14 protein-coding genes and 1 riboswitch are annotated in these 19160 nt (G+C 52.7%); of the genes, 11 read left to right on the forward strand and 3 right to left on the reverse strand.

The features are described from left to right. From QW71_RS07465 to QW71_RS07485, 5 genes are all read left to right on the forward strand, one after another. On the forward strand, positions 1-715 hold a 715-nt coding region (locus tag QW71_RS07465; RefSeq protein ID WP_039295556.1), incomplete at its 5' end, for a glycoside hydrolase family 105 protein. Between the two features lie 272 nt (positions 716-987). Further along, a riboswitch (cyclic di-AMP (ydaO/yuaA leader) is annotated at positions 988-1174 on the forward strand. 160 nt (positions 1175-1334) lie between these two features. Next, a complete protein-coding gene (locus tag QW71_RS07470; RefSeq protein WP_039295558.1) occupies positions 1335-1877 on the forward strand; it encodes a hypothetical protein in 543 nt (180 codons plus the stop codon). Between the two features lie 22 nt (positions 1878-1899). After that, positions 1900-3321 carry a flotillin family protein gene (locus tag QW71_RS07475; protein ID WP_039295561.1) on the forward strand — a complete coding sequence of 474 codons (1422 nt, stop codon included), beginning with the start codon at positions 1900-1902 and terminating at the stop codon, positions 3319-3321. Positions 3322-3497: 176 nt separating this feature from the next. Next, positions 3498-4883 carry an MATE family efflux transporter gene (locus QW71_RS07480; RefSeq protein ID WP_373604761.1) on the forward strand — a complete coding sequence of 462 codons (1386 nt, stop codon included), beginning with the start codon at positions 3498-3500 and terminating at the stop codon, positions 4881-4883. Positions 4884-5531: 648 nt separating this feature from the next. Continuing rightward, on the forward strand, positions 5532-9572 hold the full coding sequence (locus QW71_RS07485) for an endo-1,4-beta-xylanase (RefSeq protein WP_039295565.1): 4041 nt from the start codon (positions 5532-5534) through the stop codon (positions 9570-9572). A gap of 116 nt (positions 9573-9688) precedes the next feature. Here the strand turns inward: QW71_RS07485 and QW71_RS07490 are convergent, their stop codons facing one another. Continuing rightward, positions 9689-10666 carry a Gfo/Idh/MocA family protein gene (locus tag QW71_RS07490; RefSeq protein WP_039295566.1) on the reverse strand — a complete coding sequence of 326 codons (978 nt, stop codon included), beginning with the start codon at positions 10664-10666 and terminating at the stop codon, positions 9689-9691. Positions 10667-10983: 317 nt separating this feature from the next. After that, positions 10984-11829, reverse strand: a complete 846-nt coding sequence (locus QW71_RS07495) for an SDR family oxidoreductase (protein WP_039295569.1) — start codon at positions 11827-11829, stop codon at positions 10984-10986. 91 nt (positions 11830-11920) lie between these two features. Here QW71_RS07495 and QW71_RS07500 point away from each other — a divergent pair, with 91 nt between their 5' ends. Further along, the gene (locus QW71_RS07500; RefSeq protein WP_039295571.1) at positions 11921-12337 is read left to right on the forward strand and encodes a MerR family transcriptional regulator; all 417 of its coding nucleotides are present in this window, start codon (positions 11921-11923) and stop codon (positions 12335-12337) included. A gap of 104 nt (positions 12338-12441) precedes the next feature. Here QW71_RS07500 and QW71_RS07505 read toward each other — a convergent pair whose 3' ends face one another. Next, the gene (locus tag QW71_RS07505) at positions 12442-13035 is read right to left on the reverse strand and encodes a TetR/AcrR family transcriptional regulator (protein ID WP_039295574.1); all 594 of its coding nucleotides are present in this window, start codon (positions 13033-13035) and stop codon (positions 12442-12444) included. A gap of 117 nt (positions 13036-13152) precedes the next feature. On the opposite strand from QW71_RS07505, the gene QW71_RS07510 reads away from it, so the two are divergent. From QW71_RS07510 to QW71_RS07530, 5 genes are all read left to right on the forward strand, one after another. After that, complete coding sequence (locus QW71_RS07510; protein WP_039295577.1) at positions 13153-14571, forward strand: MDR family MFS transporter; 1419 nt, start codon at positions 13153-13155, stop codon at positions 14569-14571. A gap of 107 nt (positions 14572-14678) precedes the next feature. After that, entirely contained in the window at positions 14679-15386 is a 708-nt protein-coding gene (locus QW71_RS07515; RefSeq protein WP_039295580.1) for a DUF421 domain-containing protein, read from the forward strand. Positions 15387-15910: 524 nt separating this feature from the next. After that, entirely contained in the window at positions 15911-16987 is a 1077-nt protein-coding gene (locus QW71_RS07520) for an ABC transporter substrate-binding protein (protein WP_039295582.1), read from the forward strand. Positions 16988-17010: 23 nt separating this feature from the next. Next, positions 17011-18354 (forward strand): LLM class flavin-dependent oxidoreductase, encoded by a 1344-nt coding sequence (locus tag QW71_RS07525; protein ID WP_039295585.1) that lies wholly within the window; start codon positions 17011-17013, stop codon positions 18352-18354. A 13-nt stretch (positions 18355-18367) separates the two neighbouring features. Continuing rightward, a complete protein-coding gene (locus tag QW71_RS07530; RefSeq protein WP_047013671.1) occupies positions 18368-19156 on the forward strand; it encodes an ABC transporter permease in 789 nt (262 codons plus the stop codon). Positions 19157-19160 lie beyond the last annotated feature (4 nt).

Below are 19160 nucleotides of genomic sequence, written 5' to 3' on the forward strand. Positions count from 1 at the left end.
CCCCCCCGGGGGCACGACCTATTTCATGCAGGGAACAATGTGGTGTGATGATTTGTATATGAGCACCCCTTTTCTGGTCCGGTACTATCAGCTAACCGGAAATGCTGCCTATCTGGATGACGCCGTGGCCCAGTTTCTGCACTACCGCGAGCGGCTGTTCCAGCCGGAGCTTGGCATTATGCACCATGTCTATGACTATAAATTCGGCAAGCCGAATGGTGTGCCTTGGGGCAGAGGCAACGGCTGGGTGCTGTTCTCACTGACCGAGCTGCTGGAGATTCTGCCGGAGCAGCACCCGCAGCGGCCGGAGCTGCTGGATTATTTCCGGGAGCTGTGTGAAGGGTATCTGCGGCTACAGGATGCTGCAGGGCTATGGCATCAAGTTCTGACGGATGCCGAATCCTATGCGGAGGCATCCTGCTCTTCAATGTTCGTGTATGCCTTCGCTAGAGGGGTGCGCAGAGGCTGGCTGCTCGAGCCGCACCCCTACGCCGCTGCGGCAATACGCGGCTGGCACGCCCTTGCCGAATACTGCATAGACAAGCAGGGGAATGTCTACGGCGTCTGCCGGGGATCAGGCTACTCGTTCAATAAGCTCTATTACAAGGAGCAGCTCACCTGGCAGCTCAACGATACTCACGGAATTGGCATAGTACTACTGGCCGGTATTGAAGCGCTTGAGCTTACGCGGGAGCTGGAAGCACAGAAACGATAAAGAAATTATACTGTATTGATAATATTTGCTGGCTGAGGCTGTCTAGTAAGCAGATTCACTGCTTACTAGACAGCCTCTTTGCTATGTAACAGCACTGCTCCAGAGAAACGGAGCAAAAAGGAGTAAATCATCGGCCGCTTAAGAACGAAAGCAAAGAATACGCCTTCATTCATGCAGGGACGGCATTTTTGGCTTCTTTTGTCAACCGCAGCGTTTTACATTAAATGGCTGCAGGCGTAAGATTCAAATCAACAACCGAATGAAATTTAACTGTTCTCAAATGGCTGAATTCCAGTAATGGGAACGGGGGAACCAACGGTGATTATGGCTTTTGCTCAGATAGCGGCCGCTCACCTGGGGTGAATCCTTGCTGCATGCTGTAACGGTGCTCCGGCAAGGTAGGGCAATCTCGCTGCCCGAATCCGTCAGCTAACCTCGTAAGCCTCGAAGAGAGAGGATGAGCGCCATGATCGATTAACCGACCACGGAGAGCCCTGCTGCTGCTGTGGTCTTTTTGCTGTGCAGGCAGCAGGGGAAGACGGTCTGAATTAAGAATTGAAATTCTTATAACAACGAAAAAAGTATCTTTATAATGTGATCTGAACTGCCTAAGGAGGTGATGGTTATCTTAACTATATTTATCGTGTGCTTCTGGGTCGGACTGCTCCTGCTCCTCAGCGGCGGACTTCATGGGCATGGCCTGGCGGGTCATCTGCATGCGGGGGGCGGTGACGCCGGGGGTCCGGGCTTTGTGCCTATACTCCCGCTGATGGTGTTTGTCACAGTCTGGGGCGGCTCTGGTTATGTGCTTATCCGCTTCAGCGGAATGAGCGTGCTTGCAGTAGTGCTGATCTGTACCATGATTGCCTTGCTGACAGGGTGTCTGATGTATGCAGTGCTGGCCCGGGTGATGACCCGGTATGACAGCAGCATGAATGAATTGGATTATGAGCAGGCAGGGCAGCTTGGATACATCAGTGTGCCTGCAGCGGATGGGGCAGCCGGGGAAATGAAATATGTGCTGCACGGAACGATGCGCTCCATTGGAGTGCGGGCAGCAACAGGCCAGCAGCTCGTGAGGGGCGACAGGGTGATTATTTTGAAGGTGGATAAGGGAATGGCGGAAGTAACCCTCTTCGAGAGGGAATTCGGAGAATTATAAATGACGGGGAGTGTCGGACCAAATGGTTATTCTTTATTTAATCTCAGGCATTGTTGTTGTTATTCTGCTGGCTTTGTTCAGTATCGTGACCGCTTATAAAAAAGTCCCGCCCAATCAGGCGATGATTGTATACGGTCTCGGCGGTAAAAGAGTGGTGCAGGGCGGCGGGACGTTCGTCATCCCCGGCTTCCAGAACAATAAGACCATCTCTATGATGCTGATGAGCTTCGATGTCATTCCGGCGCAGGCGATGTTCTCCCGGCAGGGCATCAAGCTCAACCTGGAGGCGGTCGCCCAGATAAAAATCAAAAGCGATCCCACCGCTATTCTGACGGCCAGTGAGCAGTTCATCGACCGGCCGGAAGAAGACCGCGAGACGATTATCCTGCATTCGGTGGAGGGCCACCTGCGCGGCTTGATCGGGCAATTGACGGTGGAATCCATCCTCAAGACGCCTGATGAAATCAACAGCAAAATGAGGGAGACCTGCTCGGAGGACCTCGACAAGATGGGGCTTGAGGTCGTCAGCTTCACCATCAAAAAAATTACGGATGACAAAGGGTATATCGACAATATGGGGGTTCCGGAAATTGAGCGCATCCGCCGCGATGCCAGCATTGCCAAGGCGGAAGCGGAACGCGACATTCAGATCAAGCAGGCCGAGGCGGAGAAGGAATCCTCCATTGCCAAAGCCAATGCGCATCAGGCCACCATTGAAGCGGGAACCGCCGCCCGTGCGAAGGAATCCCTGTTCGAGAAGGAACTGAACATTAAGCAGGCGGATTTCAAGCTGGAGACAGAAGTGAAGAAGGCACAGGCGGATCTTGCGTATGAATTGCAGCAGAACAAAATTAAGCAATCACTCGTTACCGAACAGGTCAAGATCACGCAGATGGAAGCGGAGGCCAACCGCACAGTCCGGGAAATTGAAGTCGAGCTGAGACAGCGGGAGCTGGAGGCAACGGTGATCAAGCCTGCCCAGGCGGAGAACCAGGCTACGGTCATGAGAGCGGAAGCCGCCAAGCAGCGGCAGATTCTTGAGGCGGAAGCAGAGGCAGCGACAACGACCAAGCGCGGACTGGCCACGGCGGAAGCTGAGCTGGCGAAAGGGAGAGCGAATGCGGAGATTGTCCAGCTGGCCGGAGCAGCGGAAGCGGGAGCCCTGGAGAAGAAAGCCGAAGCGTACAAACAGTTCACACAAGCTGCGCTTACCGTGGAATTCCTGAAAATCCTGCCGGAGCTGGCTGAGAAAATTGCTTCCCCGCTCGCCAAGGTGGATAAGATTACAGTGATTTCCCAGGATGGAGCTACCTCAGGCGTGAACAAAATTACCGGTGATATTGCCAAAATAATGGCCCAGGTTCCTGAGTTGACCCAGACGCTTACCGGTATGAATGTGACCGAAGCGCTCAGCGGACTGCTTGGCCGGGATAAAGAGCAGTAATTCATATACAGCAGCAATAAAGCCGCCGTTCTTTCGTTAATGGAGAATTGCGGATTTATTGCTTTTTTGTGTTCCGGATTCTCACTGGTCACAGACGTGAAGTTAGATTTGTAGTAAACTGGAAGGAATGTACAGTCTGCTCGCAATTATTCTACAGAAAAGAATGTGATATGTTTATGCAGCTTCAGGCTCGACTGCCGGCCAAAAAATGGCTGGAGAAGTACCTTTCCGGGGAAGGGATGGATTATCGGCAAATTGTAGCTTTATTTATTCCGATCCTGATTGACCAGGCTTTCATCATCGGGCTTAATCTGGTAAACACTGCGATGATCAGCTCATCCGGCATGGCGGCGGTCAGTGCGGTGAATATGGTAGATTCACTGAATATTTTCCTGATCAACGTGTTCGTTGCCATTGCTACCGGCGGGACAGTGGTCGTTGCGCAGTACAAAGGCAGCGGCAACGACCGGATGGTATCCCAGGCTACGGCGGGTTCGGTTACCTCGGTATCGCTGATCGCCGTGGGAATCGGACTTCTGCTCATGGGCTTCCACACGCCGATACTGAACCTGCTGTTCGGAACAGCTTCCGCCGATGTGTTGGATAATGCCCGGATCTACATGATCGGCAGCAGTATTTCTTATCTGGGGATCGCCGTGGTTCAGGCTGTGTGCGGTGCGCTGCGCGGCGTCGGCAGGACGCGGGCTTCGCTGATGCTGTCGCTGATCATGAATCTGTTATACGTACTCCTGAACGTAGTCTTCATTAACCTGCTGCACATGGGTGTGCTGGGGATGACGCTGGCGGTCAATATCGCGCGGTATGCGGGCATGATCTTTGCCCTGGTGTACCTGTTCAAGATTGACACGGTACTGCGTGTGCGGGTCCGCGACCTGTTCCATGTTCCGATCTCCATGCTGCGCAGAATTATGTTCATCGGCGTTCCATTTGCAGCTGAGCAGATGTTCTTCAATGGCGGCAAGCTGCTGACCCAGATTTTTATTGTTAGTATGGGCACCTATGCGATTGCGACCAATGCTATTGCCGGCTCGCTGGCGATGGTGTTTCAGATTCCGGCCAGTGCGTTGTCGCTGACGATCGTAACGGTGGTCGGCCAATGCATCGGGCGGGGGGATGTGGCAGATGCCAGAAAATTCATCAAGTCCTTCCTCTGGATCGGTTCAGCCTCGTATGCCTTGGTCGCCCTGCTCCTGATGCCGCTGTTCCATCCGCTGGTGTCGATCTTCTCTCCGCCTCCTGAGATCATTGACGACTTGTTTGTAGTCCTGCTGGTGAATGCTATTGCCCAGATTCCGCTGTGGGCGGTCAGCTTCATTCTGCCGTCCGCGCTGAGGGCAGCGGGGGATTCCCGCTTCACCTCTATCACCTCCATGCTGTCGATGTGGCTGTTCCGGGTCGTATTCGGCTACATTCTCGGGATCGTCCTCGGCTACGGTGTGCTGGGGGTCTGGCTGGCGATGAACTGCGAGTGGGCCGTCCGGGGATTTGTGTTTCTATGGCGCTTCAGAGGCGAGAAATGGTTTGCGCACAAGCTGATCTGATAGCTGCTGGTGATAAGGCTGTCCCCTGGCGGATCTCCCATAATGAAATAGTCCTATTTAAGAGAAAAAGATAACAGAGCAGCACTTCTCGCGTTATGAGAAGTGCTGTTCTGCGTTTTTTGCATTGCGTGCAGATTCCCTGCACGTGGTGTAATGAAGTGAAGGCTGGCGCGATATGATGTCGAGCCGCGTCGGGCTGTCCAAGTGTTCTCCGGTAGGAGTGGCTTCTTCAGGCCAGCAAGTGGAAAAACGTATCTTAATTCGTCAATTTCTGAGCGATGTGCGGAAGCAAGTGGAAAAACAACATCTAATAGGGGGAGTTTTCACTACTTTGGATGAAATGGAGTGATTTAAGTGCTGTTTATCCAACTGCTGATTAAGCAGGGGGACATTCGCTCATCAGCAAGTGTAGAAAATCCAACTATTTCCGGTCTCTATAGCATCCGGATTGTAGAGTGGTAGATAGGTGCTTCTTAGTTGTGACACTCCAGGAAATGAACTATAAAAAGCACGGTACAATCTTTAGTTTCGGGTAAGACGCGTTTTTTGCATTGTGCTACGATTTGGGTTGAGAAGGGGGGCAGCTTTCACATAACTGTAAGCGCTTAACTCAAAAGAAATCCAAATTCATACAGAGGAGTGCAATGCATGAAGCGAATAATCAAGCAAGTCTCTCTCGTATTACTGGCGGCCGTCCTGCTTCTTCCGGCAGGCGGGTATATTCCCGCTGCTCAGGCAGCAGAGGCCCCGGTCACGGTATATCACGAAACCTTTGCGGGCGGCACAGGCAAGGCAGTCCAATCCGGAGGCGCCAGCCTCAGTGCAGTCACGGGAGTTCCTTTTGACGGAAATGCCGATGGGGCAGCGTTATACGTTAGCAACCGGGTAAATAACTGGGATGCGGTTGATTTCAAATTCTCGGATGTCGGCCTCAAGAACGGGCACACATACTCCGTCACTGCTGTCGTCTACGTTGACGCTAATGTAGCGCTCCCGGACGATGCGGCGGCGGCGCTCCAGACGGTGAACAGCTATGGGAATTATACGGCAGTACCCTATGTGGCAGGCCAATCAGTCACACTAAAGAAAACATTCACTGTGGATACCAGTGCCGTGGACCCCGACAAGAAGGATCATTCCTTGCGCATCAACTCCAACGAGGCCGGGGCCGCAGTGCCATTTTATCTTGGAGATATTCTGTTCACTGAAGAGGGCACTCCAGGCGGCGGGGAAGAACCTGTCCGGGACCCGGCTTTACCATTCAATACGATCACCTTTGAAGACCAGACGGCAGGCGGCTTCACCGGCAGAGCGGGAACCGAGCTGCTTACTGTAACCGGTGAAGAGAATCATACGGCTGATGGTTCCTACGCGCTGAAGGTGGAAGGCAGAACCTCTACCTGGCACGGGCCTTCCCTGCGTGTGGAGAAATACGTGGATAAGGGCAGCGAATACAACATCTCTGCCTGGGTCAAGCTGATCGATCCTGCCAGCTCGCAGCTCCAGCTGTCTACGCAGGTGGGCAATGACAGTGGTGCGAGTTATGTGGCTCTGTCCCCCAAGACGATCAGCACTGCTGACGGCTGGGTGAAATTTGAGGGCAGCTACCGCTATAACAGTGTGGGCGGCGAATATCTGACCCTTTATATTGAAAGCTCCAATAACACAGCAGCCTCCTTTTATATCGACGATATCACTTTTGAGCATACAGGCACCGGCCCGGTGGATATTCAAAGGGATCTGGTTCCTCTAAAAGCAGCCTATCAGAATGACTTCTTGATCGGTAACGCGATTTCAGCCGAGGATCTGGAAGGTGTCCGGCTGGATCTGCTGAAGATGCATCACAACGTTGCTACCGCAGGCAATGCCATGAAGCCGGATGCACTGCAGCCGACTAAGGGGAATTTCACTTTTACAGCGGCAGATGCGATGGTGAACAAGGTGCTGGCTGAAGGGATGAAGATGCACGGGCATGTGCTGGTATGGTACCAGCAGTCGCCTGACTGGATGAACCTGACCACGGATGCAGCAGGCAATACCGTTCCTTTGGGGCGTGCCGAAGCACTCACCAATCTTAGAACTCATATCCGGGAGGTTATGGAGCATTTTGAGGGCAGGGTGATCTCCTGGGATGTAGTCAACGAAGCAATGAATGATAACCCGTCTAACCCATCCAACTGGCAAGGGGCTCTGCGTCAATCCCACTGGTATGATGCTATCGGAGCGGACTATGTAGAGCAGGCTTTCCTGGCGGCCAGAGAGGTGCTGGACGATCATCCAGAGTGGGATATCAAGCTGTATTACAATGATTACAACGATGATAATCAGAACAAAGCCCAGGCCATCTACAGTATGGTCAAGGAAATCAACGACAGGTACGCGCTTACTAACCCCGGGAAGCTGCTGATTGACGGTGTGGGGATGCAGGCACATTACAATATCAACACCAATCCCGATAACGTCAAGCTGTCACTGGAGAAATTCATCTCGCTTGGAGTAGAGGTGAGCATTACCGAGCTCGATATTCAAGCCGGAAGCGACAATAAGCAAACGGAGAAGGAATTGGTCGACCAGGGCTATCTGTATGCGAAATTGATGGATCTCTACAAGACATATGCTGCCAATATCGCACGTGTTACCTTCTGGGGAATGGATGACCGTACCAGCTGGAGAGCTGTCTCAAGTCCGCTGCTGTTTGACAGGGATTTGCAGGCCAAACCGGCATATTACGGCGTCATCGATCCGGCAAAATATATGGCAGAGCATCAACCGAACACGACAGAGGCTAATGTGTCTGAGGCCGTTTACGGCACACCGGTCATTGACGGAACAGCGGATGCAATCTGGTCCTCAGCGCCTGAGATGGCAGTGAACCGGTATCAGCTGGCCTGGCAGGGCGCAAGCGGAACCGCGCGTACTTTGTGGGATGAACAGAATCTATATGTCCTGGTCCAGGTCAGCGACGCCCAGCTGGACAAGAGTAACACGAATGTGTGGGAGCAAGACTCTGTCGAGGTCTTCCTGGATGAGAATCTGGGCCGTACCACCTTCTATCAGGACGATGACGGACAGTTCCGGGTCAATTATGACAATGAAGCCTCCTTCAGTCCGGCAGCCATCGGTGCAGGCTTCGAGTCGGCAGCCAAGGTTGCCGGAACAAGCTATACCCTTGAAATGAAGATTCCGTTCAAAAAAATCACCCCGTCCGGCGGCACCAAGGTCGGCTTCGACACTCAGATTAACGATGCCAAGAGCGGCGTCCGGCAAAGTGTTGCCGCCTGGAATGATACCACCGGGAACGGTTATCAGGACACGTCTGTGTACGGCATATTGACTCTCAAGAGCAGGGATGAAGAGCCGGAACCGACAACGGCACCAACGCCGACACCGGCAGCAACGACACAACCAACTGCGGAACCAACAGCAGAACCAACACCAACAGCTACACCAACCCCGGCACCGGTATCTGGCGGAACAAACTATGTCAATAGCACACCTACACCGAAGCCTGTGAATCTTGAGAGTAAGGACGGCGTGGTTACGATCAGACCTGAAATCAAGAATCAGGGAGGAGAGGCAAAGGCCACGGTTACGGGCGATATTCTGCGCAAAGCGCTGGAGCAGGCAGTCCCGGCAGCAGACGGCATGAAACAAATCGTGATCGACCTGCCGAAGCAGACGGGTGCAGCCTCATACGAAGTTGAACTGCCGCTGCAAAGCCTGAAGGGGCAGGCGAACTTCGTGCTTGTGATCAAGACAGGCCCTGCAACGCTCGCAATCCCAGGCGGGCAGCTGGCTGGCATTACAGCAAACAGTGAATACATCTCCATTCATGTAAAAGAGTCCCCGGCGGCCAGTCCGGATGCGGCAGCCCGCAGTCTGACCGGCAGTCGTCCGGTAGTGGAGCTGAAGTTGTCGGCCGGAGGCCGGGAGATGGCCTGGAGCAGCCCGGATATGCCTATAACTGTTTCAATTCCTTACAAGCCGGCAATGGAAGAGCTGGGTTACCCCGATTCACTGCTGGTGCGCCATCTCCGTGAGGATGGCCATATGACTGCTGTCGTGAACAGCCGTTATGATGCGGCGAACGGATCACTTGTGTTCCAGACATCAGAGTTTGGCACTTTTGCAGCGGCGTATGCTCCATTGACATTCACGGATCTGGGGAATCTGTCTTGGGCTAAGCAGGCTGTCGCTGCCATGGCGGCGCGTGATCTTGTGAAGGGAACCTCCAGCGGTAATTTCTCCCCGGCGGTTCCAGTGAGCAGAGCAGATTTCACCGCATCCCTTCTGAAGGTGCTTGAACTCAAAGCTACTGCAGAAGCAGGTGCTGGATTCAGCGATGTCGGGAATAATGCTGAGCATTTCAAGGAGCTTGCCGCCGCGAAGCAGCTCGGCATCGTCACCGGCTATGCAGATAACACCTTTAAGCCGGACAGCACGATTTCACGTCAGGAGATGATGGTGATCGCCGCCCGCGCGCTGAAGTCAGCCGGGATAGCGGCACACGGCAGCGGAACTCTGGATGCTTACGCGGATGCAGAGCGAATCTCCGCTTACGCCAAGGACAGTCTGGAAGCTCTGCTGAAATATGGAGTTGTGAACGGTAAGAACGGCAGGCTTGCCCCGGATGATACTCTTACCCTGGCGGAAGCAGCGGTCATTCTGTACCGGATCTGGAAGCTGTAATTAGGACTTAGAGTTTTCTTTCTGATTGAGCGCAACAACAGCCAGCCGCCGGGCGGATTCCCGGAGGCTGGCTGTTTATGTTGCAGGTTTATTTTTGTTTTTAAGTATGCCGGCAATCAGCGTCCATTGTAATTCCGTACAAGTTCATCCATCACGCGGCTGGTACGGATAGCGGTATCGCCGGTGCTGAGAGCGGTGCCGCATCCTAGAAGCTCATCTACAATGGACTGGATCAGCGGCTGCTGGATATGGGGCGGGTGGGCAATGAATTCAGGGTACTCCCCGTCTTCGGTCCGGAGAATAACCGGCTGCTCCGCAAAGGTGGAGAAGGTGATACTGCCACGGCTGCCGATGATTTCAGTAACGTCTTCGTTAGAAAAGGCATTAAAGCACCAGATGCCCGTCCCATGAACGCCTGTCTCAAAGCGGTATCTGCCGGATACGGTATCCTCAGGTTTGTAGGGGCTTCCAAAGTTGGACGCATGTCCGTTGACATCCTTAATCGGGCCGAGCAGGAAATCGAGCAGATCCAGCGTATGGCTGCCCACATCCAGCAATAACCCGCCGCCGGAAATTGCCGGGTCCACCCGCCAGTTCTCCTCACTTACCGCCGTGAGCGGCTTAGTCATATGCAGAGTGCGCACAAACCTGGGTTCGCCGATCGCTCCCGTGTCCAGCCACTCCTTAACCTTGCGGAAACGCGGAAGCCCTCTCCGGTAATAAGCGACGTACAGCGGAACCCCCGCCTGCCCGCAGGCAGCAATCATGGCTTCGCATTCCGCCGTATTAAGACCCATCGGCTTCTCCACATAGACAGGCTTTCCGGCCTGCGCTGCCGCTAAGGTGTACTCCATATGGGTGGACGGCGGTGTAGCGATATACACGGCATCCACGCCGGGATCGGCTATCAGACTGGCTGCCCCGTCGTACCAGCGGGGTACCCCATGCCGCCGCGCATAGTCCGCTGCAAGTTCTCCGCTGCGCCTCATAACGGCCGCGAGCTGTGATCCCCCGGCCTTTTGCAAGGCCGGACCGCTCTTAACCTCGGTTACATCCCCGCAGCCGATAATGCCCCAGTGAATGATTTTGCTCAACTCAGTATCCTCCTCCGGATCTAGTCCTGCTTTTGGGTTTCGCTTTGAAATCCTGCATTAAATACAACATTCTCTTCATTATATCAACCATATTCCTGAAATGTTGTACGAAAGACAGCATTTTTGCGCCTCCGAGCGGCTTGGCAGGAGAAATCTTGCAGTTTCTGCATCAATTCTCCCGGACACCCTGGTATCTATGAATCAGAGTTGCAGAATTTACAACATTTATCCAAAGAACGGGGACAAATGAACCTTGTGTCTGAAAATATAAGGGGTGTCCCAGACTGCGATTTACAGGCTTCGGACACCCCTATTTTCTATACGAAATAATGCCCTTCTTCCAGATCGGCGATCAGTCCGGGCTGTACCGGCTGCCAGCCCAGAAGCTCCCGGGTTGCCAGGCTTGCCTGCGCAGTGTTGTATAAGCTTGTGATGTCGATTGCCGCGATAGCACCAAGGAAGCCGAAGTGGGCGGCGGCTTCTTCAGGGGTTATGCTGGCCGCCGGCACACTCAATTGCCGCCCGATGACTGCGGCGATCTCGCAGAGCGGAATGCCTTCATCGCCGGCGCCCAGCAGCCGCGAGCCCGCCGGGGCGGCTTCCAGCGCCAGGCGGTACAGCACCGCCGCATCCAGGCGGTGGACTGCCGGCCAGCGGTTACTTCCGTCGCCGATGTAGGCGGCGAAGCCCTTCTCCCGGGCGATGTCGATCATCATCGGCACAAAACCCCGGTCGCCTTCGCCGTGCACAGACGGTGCAAGCGAGACGATGGATGCCCGGATGCCCCGCTCTGCCATTGCGAGCACTGCAGCATCTACGGCATGTCCATTTGCGTGAGCCGTGGTAATAAACGGCTTCCCGGAGCCTTCCAGCGCCGCTCCCATAGCTTCAACGGCCCCCAAATCCAGGGCCAGCGCACCTTCAAAGTCGGAGAAATCATTGGTGAACGCCAGATGAATCACGCCGTCCGCAGCAGCAGCGCCGCTGCTCAGAGTCTCTAGATCATCCAGAGTACCGTACAGCGCTGTGGCTCCCGCCGCCGTTAGTCCCGCTGCTTTCTCTTCAGAACGGCAAAGACCCGTCACAGTATGTCCCGCACTGATCAGTTCCTTGACGACCGCAGAACCGATATACCCCGTTGCTCCTGTAACAAAAACATGCATAATGATATCCTCCTTCATAAGTTGACTGCCTGATCATGTTAAGCATAAACTATGAAGTGAACTCTAGGGCAAGCGGTCCAAAGGAGAAATAATGATGAAAATTCAGGAACTGGCGGACAGGATGGGACTCACGATCCATACGATCCGCTTTTATGAAAAGGAAGGCCTGCTGGATGAACGGCATGTCCGGCGGGAAAGCAACAATTACCGCAACTATTCGGAAGAGGCTGTCCAGCGGCTCAAGCTCGTCAAGAAGTTCCAGTCCATCGGCTGTTCACTGGCGGAACTGAAGGAAGCTCTGCAGGACCACGATTCCAATGCGAATACGAACCAGCAGATCATAGATTGGATTCGCAGCAAGAAGAAGGAGATCGAACGCAAGAAGGAAGAATACGACCAAATGCTGAATACCCTGAACTGGATGCTGGAGTACCGCACTCTGCTCATGACAGATCCGCAGCAGGCGCAGGAGATGATGAAGAGCTGGCAGGCGGGCTCATCTGATTGAGCGGTGGAGACATCAAATTGTATGTTGAAAATCAAGCGAGAGTGAGATTTACGGCGAATTAATGGCGGCCTATCTCCTCTCGTTTTTCTATTTAGATAGGGTAATCAACGCTTTAATACGAGCGGCAGGAACACTTCGTCCACAATATTGGCAATGGTCTCCTCGGACATTGGTTTGTTATAGAGCATTAGCTCATGGCGGGCCAGATCTGCCGGCAAAATAAGCATCCGGGGCGTAACGGACTCAGCCGATACCTCTCCCCGTTCAACGGCCCGCTGCAGTACAATCGTCATTGTCCTGTTTTGACGCCCCTCTGGGAATATCAAGGAGGCAAGCGGCATGGCGCCGATTTCCGTTACAAGCCCGTAGAAAGCCTTCATCATCACTTCGATATTGTTCTGATTCATGGACCGGAGCACACCGCACACATCGTCCCTCAAATTCCCGTAATCGGGTACCTCCTCCAGCGGCAGAGGCACGCGTTCCCGGATCGCCGCCAGTACAATCTCAGCACGGTTGGCCCATCGGCGGTACAGCACGGCTTTGCTTGTTCCTGACCGCTCCGCTACTCCATCCATCGTTAGATTAGAATAGCCTTGTTCCTGCAATTCTTCCCGTACCGCCTTCAGTATAGCCGCTTCCAGCTCTTTGCCTCTGCGTCTGTTTTTCAATTTATCCTGGTGTTGAGAAGTAGACATATGGGTCTCATACTCCTTTAGAAATTTTCGTTGCGTTTCATATGGGGATAGTATATCATAAGCGCAAATAAGAAACTTTTTGTTTCTTATTTCTCGATCTAAGGGAGGGAATCTATTTTGCAAAAACAAGATACCGCAGTGCTTGAATCGGCTGAACAGCAGGCAGCCGCGAAGAAATTGATGTGGATTCTCATGCTTGGTATTCTGGCCCCGTTATTCGACACGACGATAACGAATGTGGCTATTGATACACTGGTGCGGGAATTTAACACCTCGGTGTCAACCATTCAATGGGTGATGACCGGTTATCTGCTTGCGCTTGCAATGGTCATTCCTATTAGCGGCTGGGCGGTGGAGCGGTTCGGGGGCAAGCCGATGTGGCTATTTTCGCTAGGCATGTTCTTGCTCGGTTCTGTGCTGTGCAGCATGGCGTGGAATGTGGAGAGCCTCATTTTTTTCCGTACCATTCAAGGGATCGGCGGGGGATTGCTGATGCCCATTATGCAGACCTTGGCCGTACGCGCCTCCGGAGGACAGAATATGGGCAAAAGAATGGCCACGGTGGCTCTACCGGCGCTGCTTGGGCCGATACTCGGGCCAGTGCTGGGAGGCCTTATCATCAATCATCTGAGCTGGAGATGGATTTTCTTTGTAAATATTCCGCTCTGCATCGTTGCCATCCTCATGGCGTGGAAGGGATTGCCCGATGAAGAGCGCGGAACCCGGACACTGCGGCTGGATCTGCCGGGACTGATGCTGTTGTCCCCAGCTATCATTCTCATTATTTATGGTCTAGGAGAGGTAAGCTCGAGCCACGGTTACGGTCATGCCGCTGTTCTCGTTCCCGTTATAGCCGGGTTAGTGCTTTTAGCAGTGTTTGTCATTTATGCATACCGCAAAGGAGACGAAGCCTTGCTTGATGTTAAGCTGTTTCGGGTGCGTCCCTTTACGGTATCCTCGACACTGCTATTCCTGTCCGGTCTGACTACTTACGGGGCGATGCTGCTGCTGCCGCTGTACTTCCAGCAAGTCCGCGGCGAATCAGTGCTAATATCCGGTCTGCTGCTCGTTCCGCAAGGGATCGGGATGCTGCTGACAAGATCACTTGCCGGCAAACTAACGGATCAGATCGGTTCGAGACCCGTCGTTCTTGCCGGAACCCTCCTTACCATACTTGGAACATGGCCGCTTACGCAGCTTAGCGGAGATACGAGCTATTACTATTTGAGCGCAGCATTGATCTTGCGGGGGGCAGGATTAGGGGCTGTTTTTCTGCCGGTCATGGCTTCGGCCTATATTGGCCTGTCTTCGAAGCAAATTCCGCATGCCAGCAGCACCACTCGTATTATGCAGCAGATCGGCGGCGCCTTTGGCGTATCGGTTATCGCTATTATTTTGCAGAACGAGCTTAATTCAGTCCTGTCCCATGACCCGGCAGCTATGGCTGTTGCGTTCGATCATACGTTTATCTGGTCGATTGCCTTCGCTACACTGGCGCTGATTCCGGCGGCATTTCTGCCGAGAATAAAAAGATAAATCCGGGCTAAGTCACAATACGATTACGGTCAATTCATTGTCTCCTCCCGTACAAATCGTTTGTTTCGGTTCGTATTGGAAATAATGGAGGGAGGAGGGATTGCGCTATGCATGCTTATATGGATATTCTGGTCCGCACGATAATTTCCGTCATTCTGCTTTTGTTTATCCCTAAGCTGCTGGGCAAGCAGATGATATCGAACATGACTTCTCATAACTTCGTCACCAGCATCATGCTGGGGTCGATAGCCGCCAACCTGGCGTTCAATGAGAGCCTGAAATCGGTCTATTTGATCCTGGCCCTTGTCGCTGTTGCCGCCCTTTCTTTTCTGCTGTCGCTGATCGCGCTGAAAAGCCATAAGTGGAGAGCTTGGATCTCCGGTTCGCCCACGGTACTGATTGAAGGAGGAAAGATCTTGGAGGGCAACATGCGCAAGCTTAAATATACGATGGATTCACTGGATCAGTCGCTGCGGGAGAAAGATATTTTCGATATAGAAGAGGTGGAGTATGGCATTCTTGAAGATAACGGAAGGTTGTCCGTACTGAAAAAGGAGGCCTTTCAGGGAGTACAGAAGAAGGATATGAAGCTGCCGTCCCATCCGCAAGCCTTCCCGGTGGAATTAATTATGGATGGCATCGTAATGGAGGATAACCTGAAGAATTACGGACTTACGGCACAATGGCTGGAGAACGAGCTAAGACGCAAAGGAAAACATATCTCCGACGTGTTCTATGCAGTGAGAGGAACGCAGCAGCAGCTCATTTTCGATTTCTACAAGGATGATATCCGCCATCCGCTGGATAAAGAGTGACACTTGCGTCCGCCCGTCCTTACATGAAAGAGTATCAAAGTCGTTAAAGTCAATCATGTTGTCACATTTTGAATATGCCAACTCCTGCTTTCAAAGAGGATGTTGGCTTTTTTGATTACCGCCGGAGAACATTGCTATTTTAGATTGAATTATTTTTGCCGGCCGCTCATAAGCTGTTCCTTTACCGTTTCTCGTTCTGGCTATATCAATAAAATTAGTTTCGGGCGCGGGCTACAATGGACTTCATTTTCATCTTGACATGCTAGAAAATCGGTGATAGATTACTCTAAATCAAAGTTCATAATTCATACCGATATACTTGGTATTATGTCGAATAATATCGAATTTTGATTTTTGAGTCTGGTTCTATCGATAAGATACCGTACAAACGGTTTTTATACCATTTTCTGCGCAGAGCATGAGGGGGTGACGCATTCGCTGTTAATTTCGTGAAGATCCGAGGCTGGAAAGGAAGCATGAGAGCGTTACGACATTTGATAATGCATAAGGAGTGGAGAAAAAATATGAGACACAGCAAACAAACGACAAAACAGAATAGGGGATTAAGGCTGACCCTGACTATGGTGCTGCTTATGGCCATCATGGTGATACAAGCATGCGGAGGAACAGGCGGGAACAATGGGGCGAATGCCTCTGCGCCGCCGCCAGCCGCACCGGAACAGCCGAGCGGAGCGGATAATGAACCGGTTCCGGCAGCAAAAAAGGTGCCGGAGAAATTTACGTATTTGTTTGTCGGCGCAACAGGCAAGCAAAGCGGAGCGGAAGGCTGGGGCTTCCATACCGGAATCATACCTGAAGTGCTTGCCCAATATGACATCAAGGAGTCTGTTGCTTTGGGTGGAGGCACTGGCCCGGACATTAACGAGGCTCTGCTGGCAGGCCGCGCCGACGTGGCCACGACAGGCGATACACCGCAATTGCTAACCCGTGCTGCCGGCAACAAAACCAAATTAATCGGGTTTACGGTTACGCAGAACGAAAGCTACCTGCTCGGCAAAAAGAACGGCGTTTCCACAGTCAAGGAGCTGGAGGGCAAAACGATCGCCGTTGTTAAAGGCTCGATTATGCACCGCTATGTAGTGGGATTGTTGAAAGAGAACAACATTAAAGCAAACATCATCAATATGGGCTGGCCGGATTCCTATGCCGCACTGGCCCGCGGCGATATCGACGCCTTTGCTCCGGCCGCCTACGACTATACCTCGTACCGTATGGCGGAAGAAGAAGGATACCCGGTGCTGGATCGCGGCATCGACCATCCTCCGTTGCTGGGGACGTCGGTTACGGTTGCCCGTGAAGAGTTCCTGAACCAGTATCCCGATTTTGTGGAAGCGTGGAACGCAGCTAGAACAGCCGCCCTGGAGGACTTGAAGTCCAAGCCGGACGAATACTACGCCTATATTTCAGAAATTACCGGAACACCGATTGATGTAGCGCCTATCTTATATCCTATCGAGCTGATTGCCGACACGGAGAATAGCGAGCAAGGCATCGAGCGGCTGCGGTTGGCCAAGGATTTTCTGCAGGAGGAGAAATTAGCTGCTGGTGACTTCGATCTGGAGCAATGGATCTACAACTAATAATCTGATAGGAGGAATAGAAAATGAGTAAAAAACAAATGCATCTGGGAGCGTTTTTCACCGGATCGGGAAACAATGTAGCTGCATGGAGACATGGAAATAGCCCATCCGATGGTCCGGTTAATTTGCAGCACAATATCAGACTGGCGCAAATTGCTGAAAAGGCGAAATTCGATTTCGCGTTTATTGCAGATTCGGCCTATATTACGAAGGATTCAACGCCGTACTTTTTGAGCCGCTTCGAGCCGCTGACGATCTTGTCGGCATTAGCGGCGGTAACGAGCAAACTTGGACTGATCGGCACGTTCACGACCTCGTTCAGCGAACCGTTTACTACGGCCCGCCAGCTTGCCTCGCTGGACAAGCTGAGCGGCGGCAGAGCGGGATGGAACGCCGTTACTTCCGCACTTGAAGACGTCGCGAAAAACCATAGCAAGGACAAGCTATACGATCACGCGGAACGTTACGCTATCGCGGACGAATACATTACGATTGCCAAGGGGCTATGGGATTCATGGGAAGACGATGCATTTGTGAGGGATAAGGAGACCGGCCAATATGTGGATCTGGACAAGCTGCACACGCTCGATCACAAGGGCAAATATTTTTCGGTGAAGGGTCCCTTGAACATGGAACCCTCTCCGCAGGGCCGTCCTCTCGTATTTCAGGCGGGGGCATCCGAGGTGGGCAGAGAACTCGCCGCGCGCCAAGCAGACGGCATTTTTGCTCCGTCGAGCCAATTGGAAGAGGCGCGTGAATTTTACAAGGATGTGAAGCAGCGCGCGGCTGCGTTCGGACGCAAGCCGGAGGAAATTCTCATCTTCCCGGCGATTACGCCAATTATCGGGGCGACGGAGGAAGAGGCGCTTCGCAAATATGAACAGACGAGCGCGTATGTGGATATTCAACTCGCCGTCAAATATTTAAGCCGGTTTTTCAGCTTTTTCGACTTTTCGCAGTTTCCGCTGGATGAACCACTCCCGGATCTCGGCGATATCGGCAGTAACAGCTTCAGATCTACGGCTGAGAGCCTGAAAAGAATGGCCAAGGAAGAAGGGCTGACGTTGCGGCAGCTGGCGCTGCGGGCGGCTACGCCCAAAGGGGATTTCGTGGGAACGGCTGAGCAAGTCGCAGACCGGATGCAACGGCTGTTTGAAGCGGAAGCGGTGGATGGCTTCATTATTTACGGGTATGTACAACCGGAGGGACTGAACGATTTTGCTGAGCAGGTCGTGCCTATTCTGCAGGAGCGCGGCCTGTTCAGGAAAGAATATACCGGCAACACATTGCGCGGGCATCTGAATTTGCCGTACCCGGTCAATCGGTATACGAAAGAGAGAGAGGCGGCACAAGTCGATCAAGGCTGAGGGAGGAATACGTATGGGTAGCTTGCGACCGTACAATCGGTATTTGTATAAGGCAGTGGCAGGAAGCACATTACCCGTTCTTTTGCTGGTGTTGTGGCAAGTGCTTGGCGATCAGGGGCGCATCTCTACGCTCCTGTTCCCGACCCCTTCAACGATCTTCAATGCTTTGACGAGGCTGTACCAGACCGGGGAGCTTGGGGACAATCTGTCTATCAGCCTGCAGCGCGCGTTGTATGGTTTCGCACTCGGGGGAGGGCTCGGCTTTATGTTCGGATTGCTGGTTGGATTCTTTCGTTTCGCCGAGCGGTCTCTGGACCCGACCATTCAAATGATTCGCATGATTCCCCATCTTGCAGTTACGACTTTGTTTGTATTATGGTTTGGAATCGGAGAGACGTCAAAAATACTGCTGATTGCAAAAGGGGCTTTTTTTCCGTTGTATATTAATACGTATTTAGGTATTCGAAATGTGGACCGTAAATATTTTGAGGTGGCGAAAGTGCTTAGCTTTAGCAGATTGAAGCAGATTGTCCGGCTGGTCATCCCGGCAAGCTTGCCCAACATATTCCTGGGTATCCGTTTGTCGGTTGCCGTTACCTGGCTCGGACTGGTCGTGGCGGAAATAATGGGCTCCACCTCCGGAATTGGCTACCTGATGATGGACGCAAGATCGATGGGTATGACGTCCGTTGTATTTGTAGGCATATTGCTGTTTGCAGTGTGCGGAAAAATATCCGATATGTTCGTTGTGGGTATAGAACGAAGATGTCTGAAATGGCGGGATCATTTTCAAGGAAATTAAGGAG

The sequence above is a fragment of the Paenibacillus sp. IHB B 3415 genome (assembly GCF_000802655.2).
Lineage (GTDB): Bacteria > Bacillota > Bacilli > Paenibacillales > Paenibacillaceae > Paenibacillus_AQ > Paenibacillus_AQ phytohabitans.

Bases quoted from the DNA above. Each gene is read 5' to 3' on its own strand.
- QW71_RS07470 (WP_039295558.1), top strand. From the start codon at position 1,335: ATGGTTATCTTAACTATATTTATCGTGTGCTTCTGGGTCGGACTGCTC.
- QW71_RS07475 (WP_039295561.1), top strand. From the start codon at position 1,900: ATGGTTATTCTTTATTTAATCTCAGGCATTGTTGTTGTTATTCTGCTG.
- QW71_RS07480 (WP_373604761.1), top strand. From the start codon at position 3,498: ATGCAGCTTCAGGCTCGACTGCCGGCCAAAAAATGGCTGGAGAAGTAC.
- QW71_RS07485 (WP_039295565.1), top strand. From the start codon at position 5,532: ATGAAGCGAATAATCAAGCAAGTCTCTCTCGTATTACTGGCGGCCGTC.
- QW71_RS07495 (WP_039295569.1), bottom strand. From the start codon at position 11,829: ATGCATGTTTTTGTTACAGGAGCAACGGGGTATATCGGTTCTGCGGTC.
- QW71_RS07500 (WP_039295571.1), top strand. From the start codon at position 11,921: ATGATGAAAATTCAGGAACTGGCGGACAGGATGGGACTCACGATCCAT.
- QW71_RS07505 (WP_039295574.1), bottom strand. From the start codon at position 13,035: ATGTCTACTTCTCAACACCAGGATAAATTGAAAAACAGACGCAGAGGC.
- QW71_RS07515 (WP_039295580.1), top strand. From the start codon at position 14,679: ATGCATGCTTATATGGATATTCTGGTCCGCACGATAATTTCCGTCATT.
- QW71_RS07520 (WP_039295582.1), top strand. From the start codon at position 15,911: ATGAGACACAGCAAACAAACGACAAAACAGAATAGGGGATTAAGGCTG.
- QW71_RS07525 (WP_039295585.1), top strand. From the start codon at position 17,011: ATGAGTAAAAAACAAATGCATCTGGGAGCGTTTTTCACCGGATCGGGA.
- QW71_RS07530 (WP_047013671.1), top strand. From the start codon at position 18,368: ATGGGTAGCTTGCGACCGTACAATCGGTATTTGTATAAGGCAGTGGCA.